16 protein-coding genes are annotated in these 18,548 nt (G+C 61.8%); 11 read left to right on the top strand and 5 right to left on the bottom strand.

Annotated elements, in window-relative coordinates:
* The first annotated feature begins 2 nt into the window (after positions 1-2).
* The 3 genes from B9N93_RS00345 to B9N93_RS00335 all read left to right on the top strand — a co-directional run bounded on the left by B9N93_RS00345 (position 3) and on the right by B9N93_RS00335 (position 1,824).
* Complete coding sequence (locus B9N93_RS00345) at positions 3-698, top strand: response regulator (protein WP_085209828.1); 696 nt, start codon at positions 3-5, stop codon at positions 696-698.
* Between the two features lie 19 nt (positions 699-717).
* Complete coding sequence (locus B9N93_RS00340; RefSeq protein WP_085209825.1) at positions 718-1,494, top strand: hypothetical protein; 777 nt, start codon at positions 718-720, stop codon at positions 1,492-1,494.
* 84 nt (positions 1,495-1,578) lie between these two features.
* Positions 1,579-1,824 (top strand): YdgH/BhsA/McbA family protein, encoded by a 246-nt coding sequence (locus B9N93_RS00335; protein WP_085209823.1) that lies wholly within the window; start codon positions 1,579-1,581, stop codon positions 1,822-1,824.
* A gap of 132 nt (positions 1,825-1,956) precedes the next feature.
* Here B9N93_RS00335 and B9N93_RS00330 read toward each other — a convergent pair whose 3' ends face one another.
* From B9N93_RS00330 to B9N93_RS00320, 3 genes are all read right to left on the bottom strand, one after another.
* Complete coding sequence (locus B9N93_RS00330) at positions 1,957-2,499, bottom strand: LEA/WHy family protein (protein WP_085209821.1); 543 nt, start codon at positions 2,497-2,499, stop codon at positions 1,957-1,959.
* A gap of 109 nt (positions 2,500-2,608) precedes the next feature.
* Positions 2,609-3,703, bottom strand: coding sequence for a sterol desaturase family protein (locus tag B9N93_RS00325; RefSeq protein ID WP_085209819.1), 1,095 nt, complete (start codon positions 3,701-3,703; stop codon positions 2,609-2,611).
* A 299-nt stretch (positions 3,704-4,002) separates the two neighbouring features.
* Positions 4,003-5,457, bottom strand: coding sequence for a DegQ family serine endoprotease (locus B9N93_RS00320; protein WP_085216120.1), 1,455 nt, complete (start codon positions 5,455-5,457; stop codon positions 4,003-4,005).
* Between the two features lie 222 nt (positions 5,458-5,679).
* On the opposite strand from B9N93_RS00320, the gene B9N93_RS00315 reads away from it, so the two are divergent.
* On the top strand, positions 5,680-9,156 hold the full coding sequence (locus B9N93_RS00315) for a DUF748 domain-containing protein (RefSeq protein WP_439897110.1): 3,477 nt from the start codon (positions 5,680-5,682) through the stop codon (positions 9,154-9,156).
* Positions 9,157-9,162: 6 nt separating this feature from the next.
* On the opposite strand, the gene B9N93_RS00310 is transcribed toward B9N93_RS00315, so the two are convergent.
* Both B9N93_RS00310 and B9N93_RS00305 read right to left on the bottom strand, forming a co-directional pair.
* Positions 9,163-9,366: a hypothetical protein gene (locus B9N93_RS00310; RefSeq protein WP_085209814.1), complete on the bottom strand. Its 204-nt coding sequence runs from the start codon at positions 9,364-9,366 to the stop codon at positions 9,163-9,165.
* A gap of 19 nt (positions 9,367-9,385) precedes the next feature.
* Positions 9,386-12,181 (bottom strand): metallophosphoesterase family protein, encoded by a 2,796-nt coding sequence (locus B9N93_RS00305; protein ID WP_085209813.1) that lies wholly within the window; start codon positions 12,179-12,181, stop codon positions 9,386-9,388.
* Between the two features lie 127 nt (positions 12,182-12,308).
* Between B9N93_RS00305 and B9N93_RS25900 the strand changes: the two genes are divergently transcribed.
* The 7 genes from B9N93_RS25900 to B9N93_RS00270 all read left to right on the top strand — a co-directional run bounded on the left by B9N93_RS25900 (position 12,309) and on the right by B9N93_RS00270 (position 18,545).
* A complete protein-coding gene (locus B9N93_RS25900) occupies positions 12,309-12,539 on the top strand; it encodes a hypothetical protein (protein WP_085209811.1) in 231 nt (76 codons plus the stop codon).
* Positions 12,540-12,588: 49 nt separating this feature from the next.
* Positions 12,589-14,463: a tRNA uridine-5-carboxymethylaminomethyl(34) synthesis enzyme MnmG gene (mnmG, locus tag B9N93_RS00295; RefSeq protein ID WP_085209809.1), complete on the top strand. Its 1,875-nt coding sequence runs from the start codon at positions 12,589-12,591 to the stop codon at positions 14,461-14,463.
* Positions 14,464-14,465: 2 nt separating this feature from the next.
* A complete protein-coding gene (gene rsmG / locus B9N93_RS00290; RefSeq protein WP_085209807.1) occupies positions 14,466-15,089 on the top strand; it encodes a 16S rRNA (guanine(527)-N(7))-methyltransferase RsmG in 624 nt (207 codons plus the stop codon).
* Positions 15,089-15,892 carry a ParA family protein gene (locus B9N93_RS00285; protein WP_085209805.1) on the top strand — a complete coding sequence of 268 codons (804 nt, stop codon included), beginning with the start codon at positions 15,089-15,091 and terminating at the stop codon, positions 15,890-15,892. The genes rsmG and B9N93_RS00285 overlap by 1 nt, the downstream gene beginning before the upstream one ends.
* A gap of 92 nt (positions 15,893-15,984) precedes the next feature.
* Positions 15,985-16,248, top strand: a complete 264-nt coding sequence (locus tag B9N93_RS00280; RefSeq protein WP_125468774.1) for a hypothetical protein — start codon at positions 15,985-15,987, stop codon at positions 16,246-16,248.
* 91 nt (positions 16,249-16,339) lie between these two features.
* The gene (locus B9N93_RS00275; protein ID WP_085209801.1) at positions 16,340-17,431 is read left to right on the top strand and encodes a glycosyltransferase family 61 protein; all 1,092 of its coding nucleotides are present in this window, start codon (positions 16,340-16,342) and stop codon (positions 17,429-17,431) included.
* A gap of 253 nt (positions 17,432-17,684) precedes the next feature.
* Complete coding sequence (locus B9N93_RS00270) at positions 17,685-18,545, top strand: ParB/RepB/Spo0J family partition protein (protein WP_085209799.1); 861 nt, start codon at positions 17,685-17,687, stop codon at positions 18,543-18,545.
* Positions 18,546-18,548: the final 3 nt, after the last annotated feature.

Below are 18,548 nucleotides of genomic sequence, written 5' to 3'. Positions count from 1 at the left end.
CCATGAGCAAAGCCAACCCCGCCATCGTCGTCATCGAGGACGATCCGCCGATCCGTAGATTCCTGCGCACCGGCCTGTCCAGCCATGGTTTCCAGGTGTTCGAGGCGGATAGCGGGAAGCAAGGCTTGGTCGAGGCCGGGATGCGCAAGCCCGATCTGGTCATCCTGGATTTGGGCCTGCCGGACATGGAGGGCATCGAGGTGGTGCGGGCCTTGCGGGAATGGAGTCCCCTGCCGATTATCGTGCTATCGGCCCGCAGCGCCGAGCAGGACAAGATCGACGCCTTGGACGCCGGGGCCGACGATTACCTGACCAAGCCGTTCGGGCTGGGGGAATTGCTGGCCCGCATCCGGGTGGCGCTGCGCCATCTGAACACCGGGGCGGGTTATGCCAAGGACGGGGTGTTCACCACGGGCAAGCTCAAGGTCGATTTGGGCAAGCGCTTGGTCTACCGCGACGGCGAGGAAGTCCATCTCACCCCGATCCAGTACCGCTTGCTCGGGGTCTTGGTCAAACACGCGGGCAAGGTCTTGACCCACCATCAAATCCTCAAGGAAGTCTGGGGTCCGAACGCCCTGGACAACGCCCATTACCTCCGCATCTACATGAGCCAACTCCGCCAGAAGCTGGAGGCCGATCCGGCCAAGCCCGAATATTTCCTTACCGAATCGGGCGTGGGTTATCGGCTGAAAGTGTGAATCCCACCGGGTATTGCCTATGAATGCGCCCTTCCAGGCCGGGACCGCGCTGTTATTGGCGGCTTTGGCCATGATGCCCCCAGGTGCCGCCGCCGAGACCGGCCCGGTCCTGACCCTGCCGCCCGCCGACCGCGCGGCGATAGAACGCGCCCTGGGCCGGGGCGTCCTGGGCAAGCCGGTGCCCGCGCCGGTGATCGCCGATCCCGCCCATTACCTCGCCTTCGCGCCGGGGGTGTGGACCTATCAAATCCGCACGGGCGCGAAGGGCCATCCCGCCGAACCTTACCGCTGGAGCCACGAGGGCCGCGGAGAGCAAGGCCCGCGCTGGCGCTACGATGCCGGCGGCGAGGAAACCGGCTTCGTCGAGTCCCGCGCCGATGGCGTGTACCTGACCGGGGTGCGGGAAGTCCGCGATGCGGCCACGACCCGCTACGCCCCGCCCGAACCCCTGTTGCTCAAGGGTTTGGCCCCCGGACAGGAGCGGCGGCAGCGCATGAAGGTCCGCGTCTACGAGGATGACAGCCCGGAGCCGGTACACGAGGGGGAATTGGATGTGGTCTACCGCTATCTGGGCGCGTGCCGGTTGGTGGTGCCGTTCGGTAGCTTCGACGCGGTGGTGATCAAATCGAGCTTCGCGGGCCGGGTCGGTCCCGCCGAACTCGACGATGTGCAATACCGTTTCTTCGCGCCGGGTGTCGGCACCGTGGCCTTGATGGAAAAACGCGAGGTCTCGGCCTTTGTCCTCTACAACTTGCATTTGGACGTGGGTAAGGTCTTGGTGGCCAGGCCGAAATAGCCGCGCCTTGCCAAAGCCCCGCGCCGCCGTCTACCCTGCCCCTGGCCGCAGACAACGACACCCGATCCATCCAAAGGGGGATTCATGCACAAGAAGCTGATATTGACCGGCGCTATCGCCGTCCTGTTGGGCGGCTGCGCCCTCCTGGGCAAGCACTATCCGCCGCCACCGCCCGGCCTGACCGCCGAGGAAGCCGCCGACCGCCTGGAGGAATCCAAGCGCGAATACGACACCTGCATCCAGAACCGCGAGCCGGGCCGCCCCACCTGCGACCGGCTGGAAGACCTGTACGAACGCGACAAGGCCAACTACGAGGCGCTGTCCCGCTGATGAAAGGGCCGGGCACCGGGGCCGCCCGTGCCCAGGGCTGTTGGTGAGGTGGGCGCGTATCCCGTGCCCACCGCGGCGGCCCGTAAAGGGTGGGCTACGCTGAGGACCGTGCACCCCCAAACCGGAAATGCCCTAGCGCAACAATAACTTCCCCAAGCCGCCCAAACCCTCCGCGCCTTTCAACAGCGTGGCCTTGTCCACCGAACCTTGGAAATTGAAGGGCACTTTTCCCAAGGCGCCCAGCCAGTTCAGCAGGTTCAAATGGCCGCTGACACCGTATTGCACCCCGCCCTTGGATTCGAGCTGCATGATTTGCTGTAGCACGCCCAGGGTATTGGCCTTCACCTCCACATCCATGGTCGAAGCGCCCCGCTTGACCAGGGTCAGCGGGCTGCGGCTGATGCCGGTCGCCACCGGCTGGCCGTTCAGGGCCAGGCTCACATCGGCCCCGTCCAGGTTGACGTTCAAGTCGTTGGGGTTTTCCACCTTGAGCTTCACCAGGAAGCTCGGTTCGGTCAGGCTGATGTCCTTGATCGACAGCCCGGCCAGCGAGACCTTGGGTTCCTTGAGCGTGCTGAGTTGTTGGGTCAATCCCCCGAGGCCCGCGCAGCCGGAGAGCGCGAAGCCCAGGACGACACTGGAAAGCAGGGTGGCGGATTTGCGGACGGTGGTCATGGAAGGTATCCCGTGGGAGAGGTGGATGAGGGCGCTAGTTTAGTGGCTGGCCGGGACGGGATGCCATGCCCGGCCAGCTCCGGTGCCGCGGACCGCTGTGGGTTGAAGTTCAGCGGTGGGCCAGGTGCCGCAGGATTTCCCGTTCGGCTTCCACCCAATCGTGGAATTCGTCGCCGGGCGCGAAACCGCGTTTTTCGGCCCGGAAATAGGCCGCCTCCGCGATCATGGCCTGCAAGGCGGAGGGATTCGGCAGCTTGGGCGCATGGGCGGGGCTCAGGCCGAATTTCACCACATCCAGCAGGCTCCCGCGCGGCGGCTGGGGCTTGGCGAGCGGGGACGGCCGCGGCGTGGTCCGCCAGGTGAAACCGAATTTCAGCAATTGCCAGGCGTTCTGCCCATCCACACCGCGCAGGCCCATTGCGGCGGGCCGGGTGTCGGCCAGGGTGCCGAACCAGGCATCCCATAGCGACAGCACGAAGCCATAGTTATGGTCGTGTTCTTCGCGCCGGGCCGAGTGATGCACCCGGTGCAGGGCGGGCACGATGGCGATATGCGCGAGCCAGCGTTCGCCCCGGAACGCCAGATTGCTGTGATGGAACATCACGAACACGGTGATGATGGCCTCGTTCGCCAGCACCAGGGTGGCATCCACGCCCACCACTACGATGAACAGCGCCTTCACCAGGGTCGTCAGCAGCACTTCCACGATATGCAGGCGGAAAGCCGTGGTGACGTTCATGGCCGGGTCGCTGTGGTGGACCTTGTGGAACAGCCACAGCCAGTCGAACGTATGGTTGGCGCGGTGCCAGCCATACAAGGTCAGGTCCAACAACAGGAACGACAGCGCCGCTTTCCAAAACGAGTCGCGCAGGCCGCTCAACAAGCCCCAGCCCGCGTAATGCTCGGCCACCAGCCACAGCGAGGACACCGACAGCAGCGACAGTAAGGTGTCGTTGAGGAAGAAGGTGCCGAGGTTGGCGAGGTACGACTGCCGGTAGACCTGGGGGCGGCGCTCGGCGCGGGAAGACGGGGCTTCAAGGGCCAGTAGCGTGGCGAAGAAACCCAGCACCGCCAGGGTCTGGCAATCCGCTGTGGAGAGTTGGGGCAGGCCGATAGCCGGTAGATTGAAGCTCGGCAGCTCGAACTCGGGCAGTCTCAACTCTGGGAGATGGAGTTTCAGGCTCGAAGTGAATTTGCTGAACATGTTGATCCTCCTGGGAGGTTCGTGGGAATCCTTGCCCGGCCTTGGGTGCCAGGAACGGAAGCTGCAATCATAGGGGTCGGGTTGACAATCACCAACAAGATTTGCTGATTGTTTCGATAATCCGCCGATATGGGCGTTGAGGGAAGCGATTTCGAGGTGCGGCAGGAGGAAAGATTGCACGCTGGGATGAAATTCATCCGCTCGCGGGAGGAAAGATGGCGGGGTGGCCCGGACCGCTCCGGTCGTTATTGGTCCACATGGGAATGGCGCGGGCCGTCCCTGGCCCACGCCTCAACCGTTCAGCCCAAATCCAGCGGTACGAACATCGTCGCCTCGCCGCGTTGGATCAAGAGGGCCAGATGTTTGCCCGCCTTGGCGGCGAGTTCGCGCAATTGCCCGGCGTCGTTGATGGGCTGGCCGTTCACCGCCAACACCACATCGCCCGGCGCGATGCCGGCCTTGGCGGCGGGGCCGGCCACCCGTTCCACCACCAAGCCGCCCTTGATATCGGCCTGCCGATGTTCCTCCGGGCTCAAGGGGCGCACCGCCAACCCCAAGCGGCCCTTGGCCTCGGTGGGTTCGGCACTGGCCTGGGCGGGTTCTTGCAATTCGCCGACCTTGAGCGCCACTTCTTCGTTTTGGCCATCGCGCCAGAGGGTCAGCTTGGCCTCCGAACCCGGCTTGAGATCGGCCACCAAGGGCGGCAATTCCCTGGAATCGTGGATCGGCTGGCCGTTCAGGGCGACGATGATATCGCCGGCCTTGACCCCCGCCCGCGCCGCCGGGCCGTCCTCCGGCACCATATCGACCAGGGCGCCTTCCGGCCTGGACAGGCCGAAGGAATCGGCCAGGGCTTGGTTCATATCCTGCACCCCCACGCCCAAACGGCCCCGGCTGACCTTGCCATGGTCGAGCAATTGCTGTTCGACCTTGAGAGCGACATCGATGGGGATGGCGAACGACAAGCCCTGGTAGCCCCCGGTGCGGCTGTAAATCTGCGAATTGATGCCGATCACCTCGCCCTGGGTGTTGAGCAACGGCCCGCCGGAATTGCCGGGATTCACCGCCACGTCGGTCTGGATGAAGGGCACATAGCCTTCTTCCGGCAGCGAGCGCGACTTGGCCGACACGATCCCGGCGGTGACGCTGTTCTCGAAGCCGAAGGGCGAGCCTATCGCCAGCACCCAATCGCCGACGCCGGTCTGGGTCGGGCTGCCCAGTTTCAGCGTGGGCAAATCCTGGGCTTCGATCTTCAGCACCGCCGTGTCGGTGGGCTTGTCGACGCCGACGACCTTGGCGCTGAACTCGCGCTTGTCCACCAGCTTCACCGTGACTTCCGACGCGCCCTCCACCACATGGGCATTGGTCAGGATCACGCCATCGGGCCGCACGATGAAGCCCGAACCCATGCCGTGCATCGGCGTTTCGGCCTGGGGCGGTTGGAAGCGACGGAAGAATTGCGAGAACGGGTCGTTGGGGTCGAGCTGCGGGATGTCGCGGGCGCTGACCTTGGTGGTGCCGCTGACGCTGATGTTCACCACCGCCGGGCTGCTCTGGCGGACGATGCTGCCGAAGTCGGGCAGGGTCACGGTCGGGGCGGCGGCGGGGACCGGCGCGGCGGCGATTTGCGCGGGCGGAGTCGCGGTCGCCGAAGCGGGCTGCGGGCTATCGCCGCCGAAACGGGCATAGCCCGCCACCAGGACACCGGCGATGGCGGCGGCGATCAAGCTATGGCGCAGGGTTTGGGTAGGCATATTCACCTCCATTCGATGGATTAAGGCGCGATACGATTCGCGATGGGAACACGATAAAGCCTGGGTCTTAAAACTGACTTAAAACCAAGCCCGGCCCTACGGTCGGAGTCCAGGGCTGGTTTTGGTGATGCGGGTCTCCAAGGCAAGCTTTGAACTCCGGCTACGTTGGGGGCGACTGGCGGTAAAATCGACACCTCCTCCCCCAACTTGCCGGAGCGGCCCGTGTTCAAGCCGACCACGAAACAGCGGAAACTCATGCTTTGGAGCCTAGGGCTGTTGGTGCCGTTGGGCTTGTATGCCTTGGCCGGGTTTTACCTGACGCCCTGGCTGGTCCGCGCCCAAGTCCTGCCCCGGCTGTCCACCCGCCTGAACGTCGGACTCAGCGCCCAATCCGTCGCCTTCGATCCCTTCGCCTTGCGGCTGGTGCTGAAGGGCTTCGCGCTCAAGGACAAGGAAGGTCGGCCTTTGATCGGACTGGGTCGTTTGGAGGCCGATCTGGCGGGCCTGGGTTCCTTGGGCCAACGCGCCGCCACGCTCGAACTCAAGCTGGATGCGCTCTCGGTCCACCTCCAGCGCGGGGCCGATGGCCGGCTCAATCTCCTGGCCTTGGTGCCGCCGGATGAGGGCAAGCCCAGTGTCGGCGGAGGATTCCCATTCCTGCTGACCCATTTCACGCTAGCGCGGGGCCGGATCGAATACCGCGATATTTCCGGCCCGGCACCTTTCGTCATCAGCCTGGGCGATATCCGCCTCGACCTGGAAAACCTGGGCTCCACCACCCAAAATCCCGCCCATTTCGAGTTCTCCGCCACGACCTCCCAGCGGGAAACCCTGAGCATCGGCGGTACGCTGGCGCTGGCACCGTTCGGCACGGCGGGCAAGTTGGAAGCGCGGGATTTGGATTTGGCGGTTTGGGTGGGCGGGCTGGCCCCGGCCCTGCCGTGGCGGCTGACTTCGGGCAAACTGGGTTTCCAGGTTGAATTCAGCGCCGCTGCCGGGGATAAACCAGCCATCGACCTCAAAGCCGGGGAGGTCGTCGGCACCAACCTCGCGGCCACCGCGACCGGCGCGGGCGGGGCCGTCATCAAGCTCGGCGGATTGAAGCTGGCCGGACTGCGCTACGCCGGGGCCGCGCAGTGCCTGGACCTCGATTCGATCCAGGTCGAAAACGTCGATTCGACCTGGGCCAAGTTCGCCCATCTGGACGCCGGGAAGCTGGCCTTCACCCTGGCCGACCGCAAGTTGACCTTGGAATCGGCCCGGCTCGCCACCGCCAGCACCCCGCAAGGCATCCAACTCGGCCAACTCACGCTGGGCAAGCTGGCCTACGCCCTGCCGCAACAAAGCTTGGGTCTGGATGTCGTGGCGCTGCAAAGCCTCGACACGCCCTGGGCCAGCCTCGGCCAGTTCAGCGCCGGGGGTTTGACCTACGCCGTGGCCGAACAAAGCCTCAAGCTGAAATCCGCTGCCCTGGACGAAGCCATCGCCGACCAGGAAGCGGCCAGCGACCGATGGCGGGCGGCGGGCCAGGATTCGGAGCGGAAAGCGGCATCCAACGCGGCCGAGGGCAAGCCCAACCCCGCCGCCGCATCCGAAACCCCGGTCGCCGCAGCCAAGCGCGAAATCCCGCTCCGCGTCCGCATCGGCTCCTTGAAAATCGCTGATGTGGAAGTGTCGCTCAAACGCCGGGTGGTGGATATCGGCACGCTCACCACCGACCAAGGCGAAATCGGCCTGCGCCGCACCGCCACGGGCGAATTGAAGGTGCCGGGATTGCCCGACGCGCCGTCCGCCCCGTCTTCCGGCGACCGGGCCGGTGCGTCCCCGCCGCCGGACCCTTGGCGCGTCCGGGTCGATCAATTCCGGCTCACCGGCTACACCCTGGGTTTCCGCGACGAAACCCCCGCCACCCCGGTCCGCATCCGCCTCGACCCGGCCCATCTACGCATGGATGGTTTTTCCACCGAACCCGGCCAGGAGTTCCAATTCCTGCTGAACACCGGCCTGGGTGAACAAGGCAAGATCGAAGTGGACGGCCAGGCCCAATTGTTCCCCTTGAAATCGGAAATGCGCTTCGGCGTGGACAAGCTGTGGCTGCGTTCGGTGCAGCCCTATTGGGAGAAATTCGTCGGTTTCAATTTGGCGCGGGGCCGCTTGAACCTGTGGGGCGATTTGGTGGTGCGCCAGGATAAGGATATCGCGGTGGATTATTCCGGGGCGTTCGATATCGTCGATTTCACCGCCGTGGACCGGCGCGAAAACCAGGATTTGCTGCGCTGGCATTCGCTCAAGTTCGACGGCGTGGTGGTCGGCACCGCCCAGCGCCGCGCCAGTATCCGCAGCATCACCGCCGACCAATCCTATTCCAAGGTGTTCATCGGCCCGGACGGCGCTTTGAACCTGACCCGCGACCTCATCGTCCCGCCCGCGGAAACGCCAGCCCAAGCCGCGCTGCCGCCGCCCAGGCAAGCCGCCGCCCCCACCGCGCCCTGGTCCTATGTCATCGGCTCGGTGCGGGTGGTCGATGCCCATATGGATTTCAGCGACCTGACCTTGAATCCCAGTTTCGCCACCCAAATCCGCGACCTCAACGGCAATATCCGCGGCCTGTCCTCGCAGGAGAACGCCAAGGCCGAATGGTTGTTGGAAGGCCATATCAACCAGAGTGCCCCGGCCAAGCTCTACGGCCAGCTACAACCCGCCCATTTCAAGGACAACACCGATGTGAGCCTGGAATTCCGCGGCGTGAACCTCACCACGCTCTCGCCCTATTCCGGCAAGTTCGCCGGCTACCGCATCGAAAAGGGCAAGCTGGATATGGACCTGCGCTATAAGCTCAAAGCGTCCAAGCTGGAGGTGTCCAACCGGATGGTGCTGGATCAACTCGTCCTGGGCGAGCGGGTCGAAAGCCCGACCGCGACCAGCCTGCCGGTGGATATGGCGGTGGCTTTGCTCAAGGATTCGGCGGGGAAGATCGATATCGACCTGCCCATCAGCGGCGATTTGAGCAATCCCCAATTCAGCCTGGGCAACCTGTACTCGACCGCCGTGCAGCAGATGTTGACCAAGCTGGTGGGTTCGCCTTTCAGTTTGCTGGGCAACCTGGTCGGCGGCGGCGACGAGAAGCTGAGTACCGTGCGGTTCCGGGCCGGGGATGCCGAGTTGTCGGCGGACGAAAAGGGCGAACTCGACAAGGTCGCGGCGGCGCTCAAGGAACGGCCCGAACTCAAGCTCAACATCAAGGGCAGCGCCGATCCGGTGCAGGACCGCATGGCCCTGGCCGAGGCCGCGCTGTTGAAGCAGTTGCGCAGCGACCGGGCGGCGGAATTGCGGGCCTTGGGCCGGCGGGTGGCGCAGACCGAGGGCTTGGATTTGTCGGACGAGGATTATCGGCGTTTGTTCAGCCGCTATTACCGGCAGCGGCAAGCGCCTGTGCCCGCCGTGGTGGCACCGCCCAGCGGCCAGGAACCCAGCCTGGAAGGCGCGACCTTCAACGCGGCCAAGCGGCGGGTGTTGGAACAATGGAATGTCAGCGAACTGGAATTGCGGCTGTTGGCCCAGGCCCGCGCCGAGGTCATCCGCGATTATCTGGTGAACCAGGCGGGGTTGCCGGATAAGCGTATCTACCTGTTGGATGTGCGCTTGAATCCGCCGGAAGAGAAGGAGATCAAGGCTTGGTTGAGTGTGAGCGGGGCTTGAACGGAATCAGGCCGCGACCCACCGGGCGATTTCGATATCTTTCCTGAGCCGGTCGTTGACCATCGTTTGCAGGGCGTCGGCCCCGCCCCCGCATTTCTGGCCCAGGAATTGGGCGATATCCGGGTCGAGATAGACCGGGATTTGGATCGCCTCGGCGGGTACGAAAAATTTGCCTTGTTCGGCTTGGGAGAAATCGTATTCGTCTTTCATTTTGTTCACACCGGGTCTGTCAAGCCAGCCCGAACAGCCGCCGCAAGCCCGCGAAGCCCATGGCTCCCGGCGGCGGAATCCGCGCCAGGAAGCTCTCCCGCTCGGCGCTGTTTTCCCAAGCGCGGATCAGTCCCGTTTGCAGGCGGGCGAAGGCTTCTGGCAATTCGGTGGGTTTAGCGCCCGCCGCTTGGGCTTCGGCAAGATACTTCTCGAAATAGCCACGGGTTTTATCATCCAAGTGCAAGCGCAAGCCCAGTTGCGCCACCGCCATGCGGGCTTCGACAAAAGCCCGGTCGTGATAACGCGGGTACAGTTCGGCAAAGGCGACTCCCAGCCCGGCGAGGGTTAATTTGGCATCGTAGTCATCCGGTGCCGCCGCCCCGGTCTGGTCCGCCAGCGACCAACCGCTTAGCCATGCGTTCAGCGCGTGATTGTCCGCGCCACCGGCACAGGTGGCCCATTCGTACCAAAAGCCCCGGTTATCGCCGACTTCCCCGGTGAATCCGGCCAGTACGCGGGCACCTTCTCCGGGTTCGTTGGCTTTGCGGTAGATACGCGCCAAGTTGACTGCTAGCTTGTTATTTTCCGGGTCTTTGTCCAGCAAGACCCGGCCTATGCGGATGGCAAGCTCGGGTTGCTGTTGGGCAAGGAAATGGTTGGGAAAGTCGAAATCCCAGCGCGGCAACTCATAGACGTAGACCCCTTTGGATTTAGCACTCAAAGCCGCGCTCGCCAAGGCTTCGTAAAATCCGCCCATTTCTTCTCCAATATCCTCCCGCATCACCGCAACCGCCAACTCGGCAATCCGATGGTGACGGGTCAGCAGCACCGTACCGCCACCCGCCGCCGCCTCGCGTCCCAAGGGATGCAGCACGGTCTTGTGCAAATCCCCGGTCGAACAGCCCAAAGCTTCGGCCAACACCGGGCGCGATAGGAAACGCAAGCCCTCGGCGTGCATGGCGGCGATATAGGCAAAGGCCAGATACAGCGAACCACCGCCCGCCAGCTTGGTTTCGCTCAAGCGGTCCAGCAGGCTACGCACATGGGCACGCAAACCATCGCCTTTGCGGACCTTCAGCACGCCGCCCAGCAATGCGCCCTCGCCCTGGGCGGCTTCGGCTTTCGCCGCTTGGAACAACTGGCGGCTCAAATCGGACGGGTTGGCCGCGCCGTCGATATCGCCATCCACTGTGGCGAATTGCAGCCACGCCCCGGCGATATCCGCCGCATCGGTTTCGCTCAAGCCGCTCAAGACGACTTCGGCGAATTCGGCGGAGCGCCGCCAATCTAGGCCGAGGCCACCCGCCGCCCGCCAGTCGCTATCCCGCGCCGCCAACAACAGGCGCACATCGCCACGCCCGGCGTTTTTCAATACCTCCGGCAGGTTTGAGAGCTTCTTAGTCAGCAAATCCGCCGTGTCGGTGGCGATCAGCCAGGGCGTTCCGTGCTTGGGCAGGCTGCGCAAAAGCTCGGCGGTCAAGACCGCTTCATCATCGTTCCGCCACAACACCCGCAGCTTAGGCTCGCGTTCCAGCGCATCGACCACGGCTTGCCGCAAAGCCATGGATTTACCTTCGCCCCCCGGCCCGGTCAGCAACACCACCAAGGGCCGCTCCTGGCTTGGGTAGGCGGCGATCTTGTCCACCAAAGCCCCCACCACCGCCCGGCGCGGCAAATCCGGGCACAGGGCCAGCGCCCAATCCGGCTCGGCACCGTCGAAAAAGCGGCTGGCTTCTTCGGCGGATATTTCCCGGCGCACCAACGCGGTGAAATCCAATACTTCCCAGCCTTGCGGGGCTTGCCATGGGGCGGGTTGGGCGGCTTCCGGCATCGGCAGGGGATAGCGCCACCATTCGCCATTGCCCGGCACCTTGCGAATCTCGGGAAACCGCCCGGTTTCGACTGGCCAATCCATATTGTCGGGATTCCAAAACCGGGGACTCAGCCGCACTTCGTTTTGGGCAAAATCCAACTCGCCCCATAGCAGGCCGTTTTTCCATATATCGCTGTCGTGGGCCTGGAACGCCGCGCCCGCTTGGACGACCAGGAAGGATTCACCCGCGCCGTCCTCCGGGCGACTTTCCGCCCGGTGCATGTGGCCGTGCAGGTAAATCACCCGATGGCGACCGAACAGGGTACGCAAGCGCCGCTCCTGATCTTCGATCAACCAACGCAGCGGGTGATGACCCAGCACGAAGCGGGCATGACAGCCTTCGGTTTTTTTCAACGCCGTTTCGGCCAATTCATAGCCGGGTGTGAGTTTGTCCTTGTCGTGCTCGTCCATGGCGAGCCACGCGGTATTGAGTCCCACGACGCCGATTTTCCGGCCCTGGATTTCCACAGTTTCGGCAAAAGCGCCTTCATCGGATTTCACCCAACTGGGTGAAACATCGCCGGGCGCGAGTTTTTGGTATTGGCCGAATCTGGGCAAAACCACGTCCCGCGCCGATCTTCCTGTTTTGGAAGGTTCGAAGAACTTGGTTTCGGAGTTTGCGGCTTTGATCCGGTCAAACGTCGCGTTTTTAGAGCGGTCCACGTCGTGATTGCCGGGCACGGTGAAAATCTTGCCATTCCATGCCGACCCTCCCAGAGCTTCCTGCAAAGGCGAGAAAAAGCCTTTCCGAAAATCCTCGTACTCGGCCTTCAGCCCCTTGTTGGCGATATCGCCGGTGATGAAGATCAAATCGGGAACGAATCCGGCTTGTTTTTGTTCTTTCACATGGGCGATGAGTTTGTCGAACAAACGCCGCTGCGCGTAATTGTCCTTGCCCACATGGAAGTCGGAGAGATGCAGCCAACGGAGGGGAGTTGTCATGGTTCAAGCCAAAAGTTGAGATCAATCTTGCATGGGCGACTCTTATATTTTACATAGGTGTCGGCGAAGCCTGTACCCACTCCCTCTCGAAGCCAGGACCGATGTTCCGCCTTGGTAAATTCCCTCCATGGACCATGACCACACCTACAAACTCCTATTCTCCCACCCCGAAATGGTCGCCGACCTGCTGCCCGGCGATTGGGTGGAAAGGCTGGACTTCGCCACGCTGGAACGGCTCAACGCTTACTATGTCTTGGTTGAACGCGCCCGAACATGCCAGCCTGCGCCGGGCGGCGGGGTCTTCCCACTGAGGATCGGTGGCGGGGCCGGGACGCCGATTCCGCTTGCAATGGTGTAAGCTAGGCGGCTTCTATCCAGCACCACCCAGCGCCACGCGCTTTCCCACCATGTTCTTCTCCGAAACCTTCGATGTCATCGTGGTCGGCGGCGGTCACGCCGGGACCGAAGCGGCCCTGGCCTCGGCCCGCGTCGGCGCGAAAACCCTGCTCCTGACCCAGAGCATCGAAACCCTGGGCCAGATGAGTTGCAATCCCGCCATCGGCGGTATCGGCAAGGGCCATCTGGTCAAGGAAATCGACGCCCTCGGCGGCTTCATGGCCCAGGCGGCGGACCGGGCCGGCATCCATTTCCGGGTGTTGAACGCCAGCAAAGGTCCGGCGGTCCGCGCCACCCGCGCCCAAGCCGACCGCGCCTTGTACAAGGCCGTGGTGCGCCGCAAGCTGGAAACCCAGCCCAATCTCGCCCTGTTCCAGCAGCAAGTGGCCGACCTCATCGTCGAACAGGGCAAGGCTGCGGGCGTCGTGACCCAGATGGGTTTGAAATTCCGGGCGCGGTGCGTGGTGCTGACGGTGGGGACGTTCCTGGCCGGGCGCATCCATGTGGGCCTCGAAAATTACGAAGGGGGCCGGGCGGGCGATCCGGCCTCGAACGCTTTGGCGTTGCGCCTGCGGGAATTGCCGTTCCGGGTGGCGCGGCTCAAGACCGGCACGCCGCCGCGCATCGATGGGCGCACCCTCGATTACTCGGTGATGGAAGCGCAGCCGGGCGACGATCCGGTGCCGGTGTTTTCCTTCCTGGGTGCGCCGGAACAGCATCCCCGGCAGGTGTCCTGTTTCATCACCCGCACCAACGGACGCACCCACGATATCATCCATGGCGGGCTGGATCGCTCGCCCATGTACACGGGCGTGATCGAAGGCGTGGGGCCGCGCTATTGCCCGTCCATCGAGGACAAGATCGTGCGTTTCGCCGACAAGGATTCGCACCAGATTTTCGTCGAGCCGGAAGGGTTGGAAACCCATGAAATCTATCCGAACGGCATTTCCACCAGCTTGCCGTTCGATGTGCAATATGCGCTGGTGCGCTCGATCCGGGGTTTCGAGAACGCCCATATCACCCGGCCCGGCTACGCCATCGAATACGATTTCTTCGATCCCCGCGATTTGAAAGCCTCGCTGGAAACCAAGCCCATGGACGGCCTGTTCTTTGCGGGCCAGATCAACGGCACGACGGGTTATGAGGAAGCTGCCGCCCAAGGCTTGATCGCCGGGCTGAACGCCGCGCTCAAGGCCCAGGGCCGCGAATCCTGGTCCCCCAGCCGCGACGAGGCTTACATGGGCGTGATGATCGACGACCTCATCACCCGTGGCACGTCCGAGCCTTACCGCATGTTCACCAGCCGCGCCGAATACCGGCTGCTGCTGCGCGAGGACAACGCCGATTTGCGCCTGACGCCCAAGGGCCGCGAACTGGGCGTGGTGGAGGACGAACATTGGCGGCGGTTCGAGGCCAAGCAAGCGGCGATTGCCAGGATGCAAACCGAGCTGGCCGAACGGGAAATCCGCCCTAATTCGCCCGAGGCTTTGAGCCTGGAACCGATCCTGACCAGTCCCTTGACCCGCGAAGCCCGCTTGCTCGAATTGCTGCGCCGCCCGGAAGTCCGTGCCGAACATCTGCGCGATATCTGCCCGGCGCTGGCGGCGGTGAACGATCCGCAGGCTTTGGAACAAGTGGAAATCCAGGCCAAGTATCAGGGCTACATCGACCGCCAGCAGGCCGAAATCGACCGCACCCGCCGCTATGAGCATTGGCGCTTGCCCGAGCAATTCGATTACGCCAACGTGGTCGGCCTGTCCGCCGAGGTGCGCGACAAGCTCAGGCAACAGCGCCCGGAAACCGTGGGGCAGGCGGCGCGGATTCCTGGGGTGACCCCGGCGGCGATTTCCTTGCTGTTGGTGCATATCAAGAAGCTGAGCGCCTGAGCATGGAAACCCTCGACCGCCGCCTCGCCGCGGGCATGGAAACCCTCGCGTTATCCCATACCCCTGGACAGCGGACTAAGCTGCTGGCTTTCCTGAATCTAATGCAGAAATGGAACCGCACCTACAACCTCACCGCCATCCGCGACCTCAATACGGCGGTGGACCTGCATTTGCTGGACAGCCTGACCGCCACGCCTTATCTGCATGGTAAAACCATCCTCGACGTGGGCACCGGCGCGGGTTTGCCCGGCATTCCCCTGGCGATCCTGTGCCCGGATAAAGCCTTCGCCCTGCTCGACAGCAACGCCAAAAAAACCCGTTTCGTGCAACAGGCCGTCATCGAACTCGGGCTGAAAAACGTGGACGTCATCACGGCGCGGGTGGAACAATACCGCCCCGAACGGGGGTTCGACACCGTGCTGGCCCGCGCCTTCGCCAGTTTGGGAGACATCGTGGCGACCACGGCGCGGCTATTGGCCCCCAGTGGCCGGATTCTGGCGCAAAAGGGCGTTTGGCCCCAGCAAGAAATCGAAACCCTCAAGGGCCGCGGCGTCCGCGTCCATAAGCTGGCGATTCCGGGTCTGGACGTGGAGCGGCATTTGGTCGAAATCATGGCGGATAGCTAATGGGAAAAATCATCGCGGTAGCCAACCAAAAAGGCGGTGTGGGCAAGACCACCACCAGCGTCAATCTCGCGGCCTCGCTGGCGGCGACCCGGCACAAGGTGTTGCTGGTCGATCTGGACCCGCAGGGCAACGCGACCATGGGTTGCGGCGTGAATAAGAAAACCGTGTCGCCCTCGGCCTACGAGGTGCTATCGGGCCAGGTCCATGCCCGCGACGCCATTCTTTCCATCAAGGAGGTCGGCTTGGACGTGCTGCCCGGCAATTCCGACCTGACCGCCGCCCAAGTGGAATTGATGCAGCGCGACCGCCGCGAATGCGCCCTGACCGATGCCTTGGCGATCACCCGCGCCGAGTATCACTTCGTCGTCATCGATTGCCCGCCTTCGCTGAATATCCTGACTTTGAACGCCCTGGTGGCGGCGGATAGCGTGCTGATTCCGGTGCAATGCGAATACTACGCGCTGGAAGGCTTATCTGACTTGATGGATACCTTGCGGAATGTGCGCGAAACCGTGAATCCACATTTGCAGATCGAAGGCTTGCTGAGGACCATGCACGATACCCGCAGCCGCTTGGCCGGGGAGGTATCCGAGCAATTATTGGAGCATTTCGGCGAGCAGGTTTTCCGCACGGTGATTCCACGTAATATCCGATTGGCCGAAGCACCTAGCCATGGCTTGCCGGTGATGAAGTATGACAAGGCTTCCAAGGGGGCGCTTGCCTATCTGGCCTTGGCCGGGGAAATTGCGCGGCGTAACCAAGGAAAGGCCAAAGCAGGGAAGGGCGCTAAGAGCGCGGCTTGATTGGACGCTGAATCGCTCGCTGTTTAGCCCACGATTGGGCAGGCAAAACCGGCTTTGAAGTTATCCCGGCTGGATTTTCCGGGGTGGATGATATGATTATCAGTGCTTTAATCGCTTTTTTGGCGTTACTGCTGGTCGTCGCAAATATAATGGTCACAATCGCTACGGCTCGTAGTGAACTATTTGAGCCTTTACAAAAAAAGGCTTCGATATGGTTTATTTGGTTTTTCCCTGTGGTTGGAGTTGGCTTGTTATGGTATATCTTGCATGAAGATATGGGTTCCAGGGCCAGAAGTGGCGACAGTGGCAATCGGTATATCGAGGATGACTATCTAGACGGGCATGAAAGCCAATAAAATGTAGCTTGCTATGCTGGGTATCGAAATTTAAGTCGGCAGGTTTTGGCTATGGACTTCATGATTGATTTTACAGGTGGAAAATATTCTTATGACGGCAGATAGCTCTATCCTAGTGGTTCCCCCTCGGACTTTCAATTTGTCCGCGCCGGTGTCTGGAGGCGAACACTATATTTTTTCTACCAAAACCGGGGATGTGCCTAGTGTTGAGCTGCACTTTATTCCATCGGCTATTTTATCTGCGGACTGTACCAATAGAAGCAATATAAAGTTTTATATCTTCGATCAGGATAGGAATCTCAAATTCAGTCATGGTACCGAGCCGTTCATTTTGGATGAAGTCCAGGATTTCGATTCCGGGCGTTTGGCGCTTATAGATGACAAATTCAATATCTTCAATGTTTGTCATTTTTTATTGGATAAGATAACCAGAATACCTTTGTTTGAGTCGGTGAAGCCCGATATTTATCTTTGTTTCTCCCGTAATCAATATGTAGAGGATGTGTTTGCGAAGTTGGGTAGGCGGGTGTTCAGTCCATTCTTGGATATGGCCAAGAAGGGCGTTAGGAAAATATCGATAAGAATTCCAGAGCTATATGTTTCCAGTAATTCGTTCAAAATCAAGCACAGTGGCTTGAGGCATCCCGCCCATGTAGGCGCACCTTGGGCTATCGATTTCCTGCGGAAATCCTTTGTCGAGACGGAGGGCGGCGCAGAACCTTCCCAACCGGCTCCGGCTGGAGTTGGGCAAAGGATTTTTATTTCCAGGAACAAGGCGCTTACCAGGAAAATTCTCAATCAAGACGAAGTGAACAAGGTTCTCGAAAAATATGATTTCAAAACCGTGTTTTTGGAAGATTTCAGGTTCGCCGAACAGGTGGCCATATTCAAGAGCGCCAATGCGGTGATCGGGGTTCATGGCGCGGGGTTGACCAACATCCTATTCTGCGGCCCTAAGAATACCAGGGTCGGGGAGATTCTTCCGCCGCTCTGCGCTACCCGCGCTTATTGGGTGTTGAGCAATGCCTTGGGTTTTGAGTACGGTGCGTTCATTGCCGAGGATAAAGAATTTCCTAAACCGGATTACGCAGGCTGGAAGCATCAGGGCAAGCTTTACAATAAGCGGAATGTTCTGGTGAATATCAAAGCTTTTGAGCGTTTCGTCAAAAATATGGTGTGCTAGGGTATTTCGATTTGGGTATGTGCTCGGTCGTAGGGTGGGCATGTACCTATGCACACCGCTTCCTAGCTATCCTGGTGGGCACGGAATACGTCCCACTCTACAAATAACGTGAAAATGCGCTAGCGGACGATGGGCTTGGAAGATTGGAAAGCCGTCGGCTTATTCAATCCGCCGCCTATTATAGGGTTTCCTGGCTATAGCATATTATGCGGCGGCTCGCCACGACTGCGGATTCATTCAAACGCCAAACACTATGAGCGTGAAAAAACGAGGATTAGGCCGGGGGCTGGACGCCTTGCTCGGTGGGGGTGGTACCCAATTGGAAGTGGTGGCCCTGGAAAAAATGAAGACGGTGGCGGTGGAGCGATTACAGCCCAGCCGGTTTCAGCCCCGCAAGGACATCGACCCGGCCAAACTCCAAGAGTTGGCCGATTCCATCAGCGCCCAGGGCTTGGTACAGCCGGTGGTGGCCCGTACCGTGGGTGAGGGCCGCTACGAGATCATCGCCGGCGAACGCCGCTGGCGGGCCGCGCAATTGGCCGGGCTGCGGGAAGTGCCGGTGGTGGTGCGCGACGTGACCGACCAGGCGGCGATGGCCATCGCCTTGATCGAGAACATCCAGCGCCAAGACCTGAATCCTTTGGAAGAGGCCGAGGCGCTCAAGCGCCTGCTCGACGAATACGGCATGACCCATCAGCAACTCGCCGACGCCGTGGGCAAGTCGCGGGCCGCCGTGACCAATTTGCTGCGCCTGAACGAACTGCATCCCGAAGTCAAACAGCTATTGCTGGCCGGTTCTCTGGAAATGGGTCATGCCCGCGCCTTGCTCGGCCTGGATACGGCGCTACAAGCGGATATAGCCCAGCAGGTCGCGGCCAAGCAACTCAGCGTCCGCGCCACCGAAGCCCTGGTGCAACAAGCCAAAGCAGGCATCAAGTCCGCACCCAAGCCGCCCGCGCCCAAAGACCCTGATATCCGCCAATTGGAAGAAAACATCGCCATGAGCATCGGTGCCCCGGTCTCGATCCGCCATGGCAAACAAGGGACCGGCAAGCTCATCATCCAATACGATAGCCTCGATCAACTGGAAGGCGTTCTGGAAAGACTCCGTTGAATA

This window comes from Methylomagnum ishizawai (genome assembly GCF_900155475.1).
In the GTDB taxonomy this organism is placed as follows: Bacteria; Pseudomonadota; Gammaproteobacteria; order Methylococcales; family Methylococcaceae; genus Methylomagnum; species Methylomagnum ishizawai_A.
This window is presented reverse-complemented; position numbering and strand designations above follow the sequence as displayed.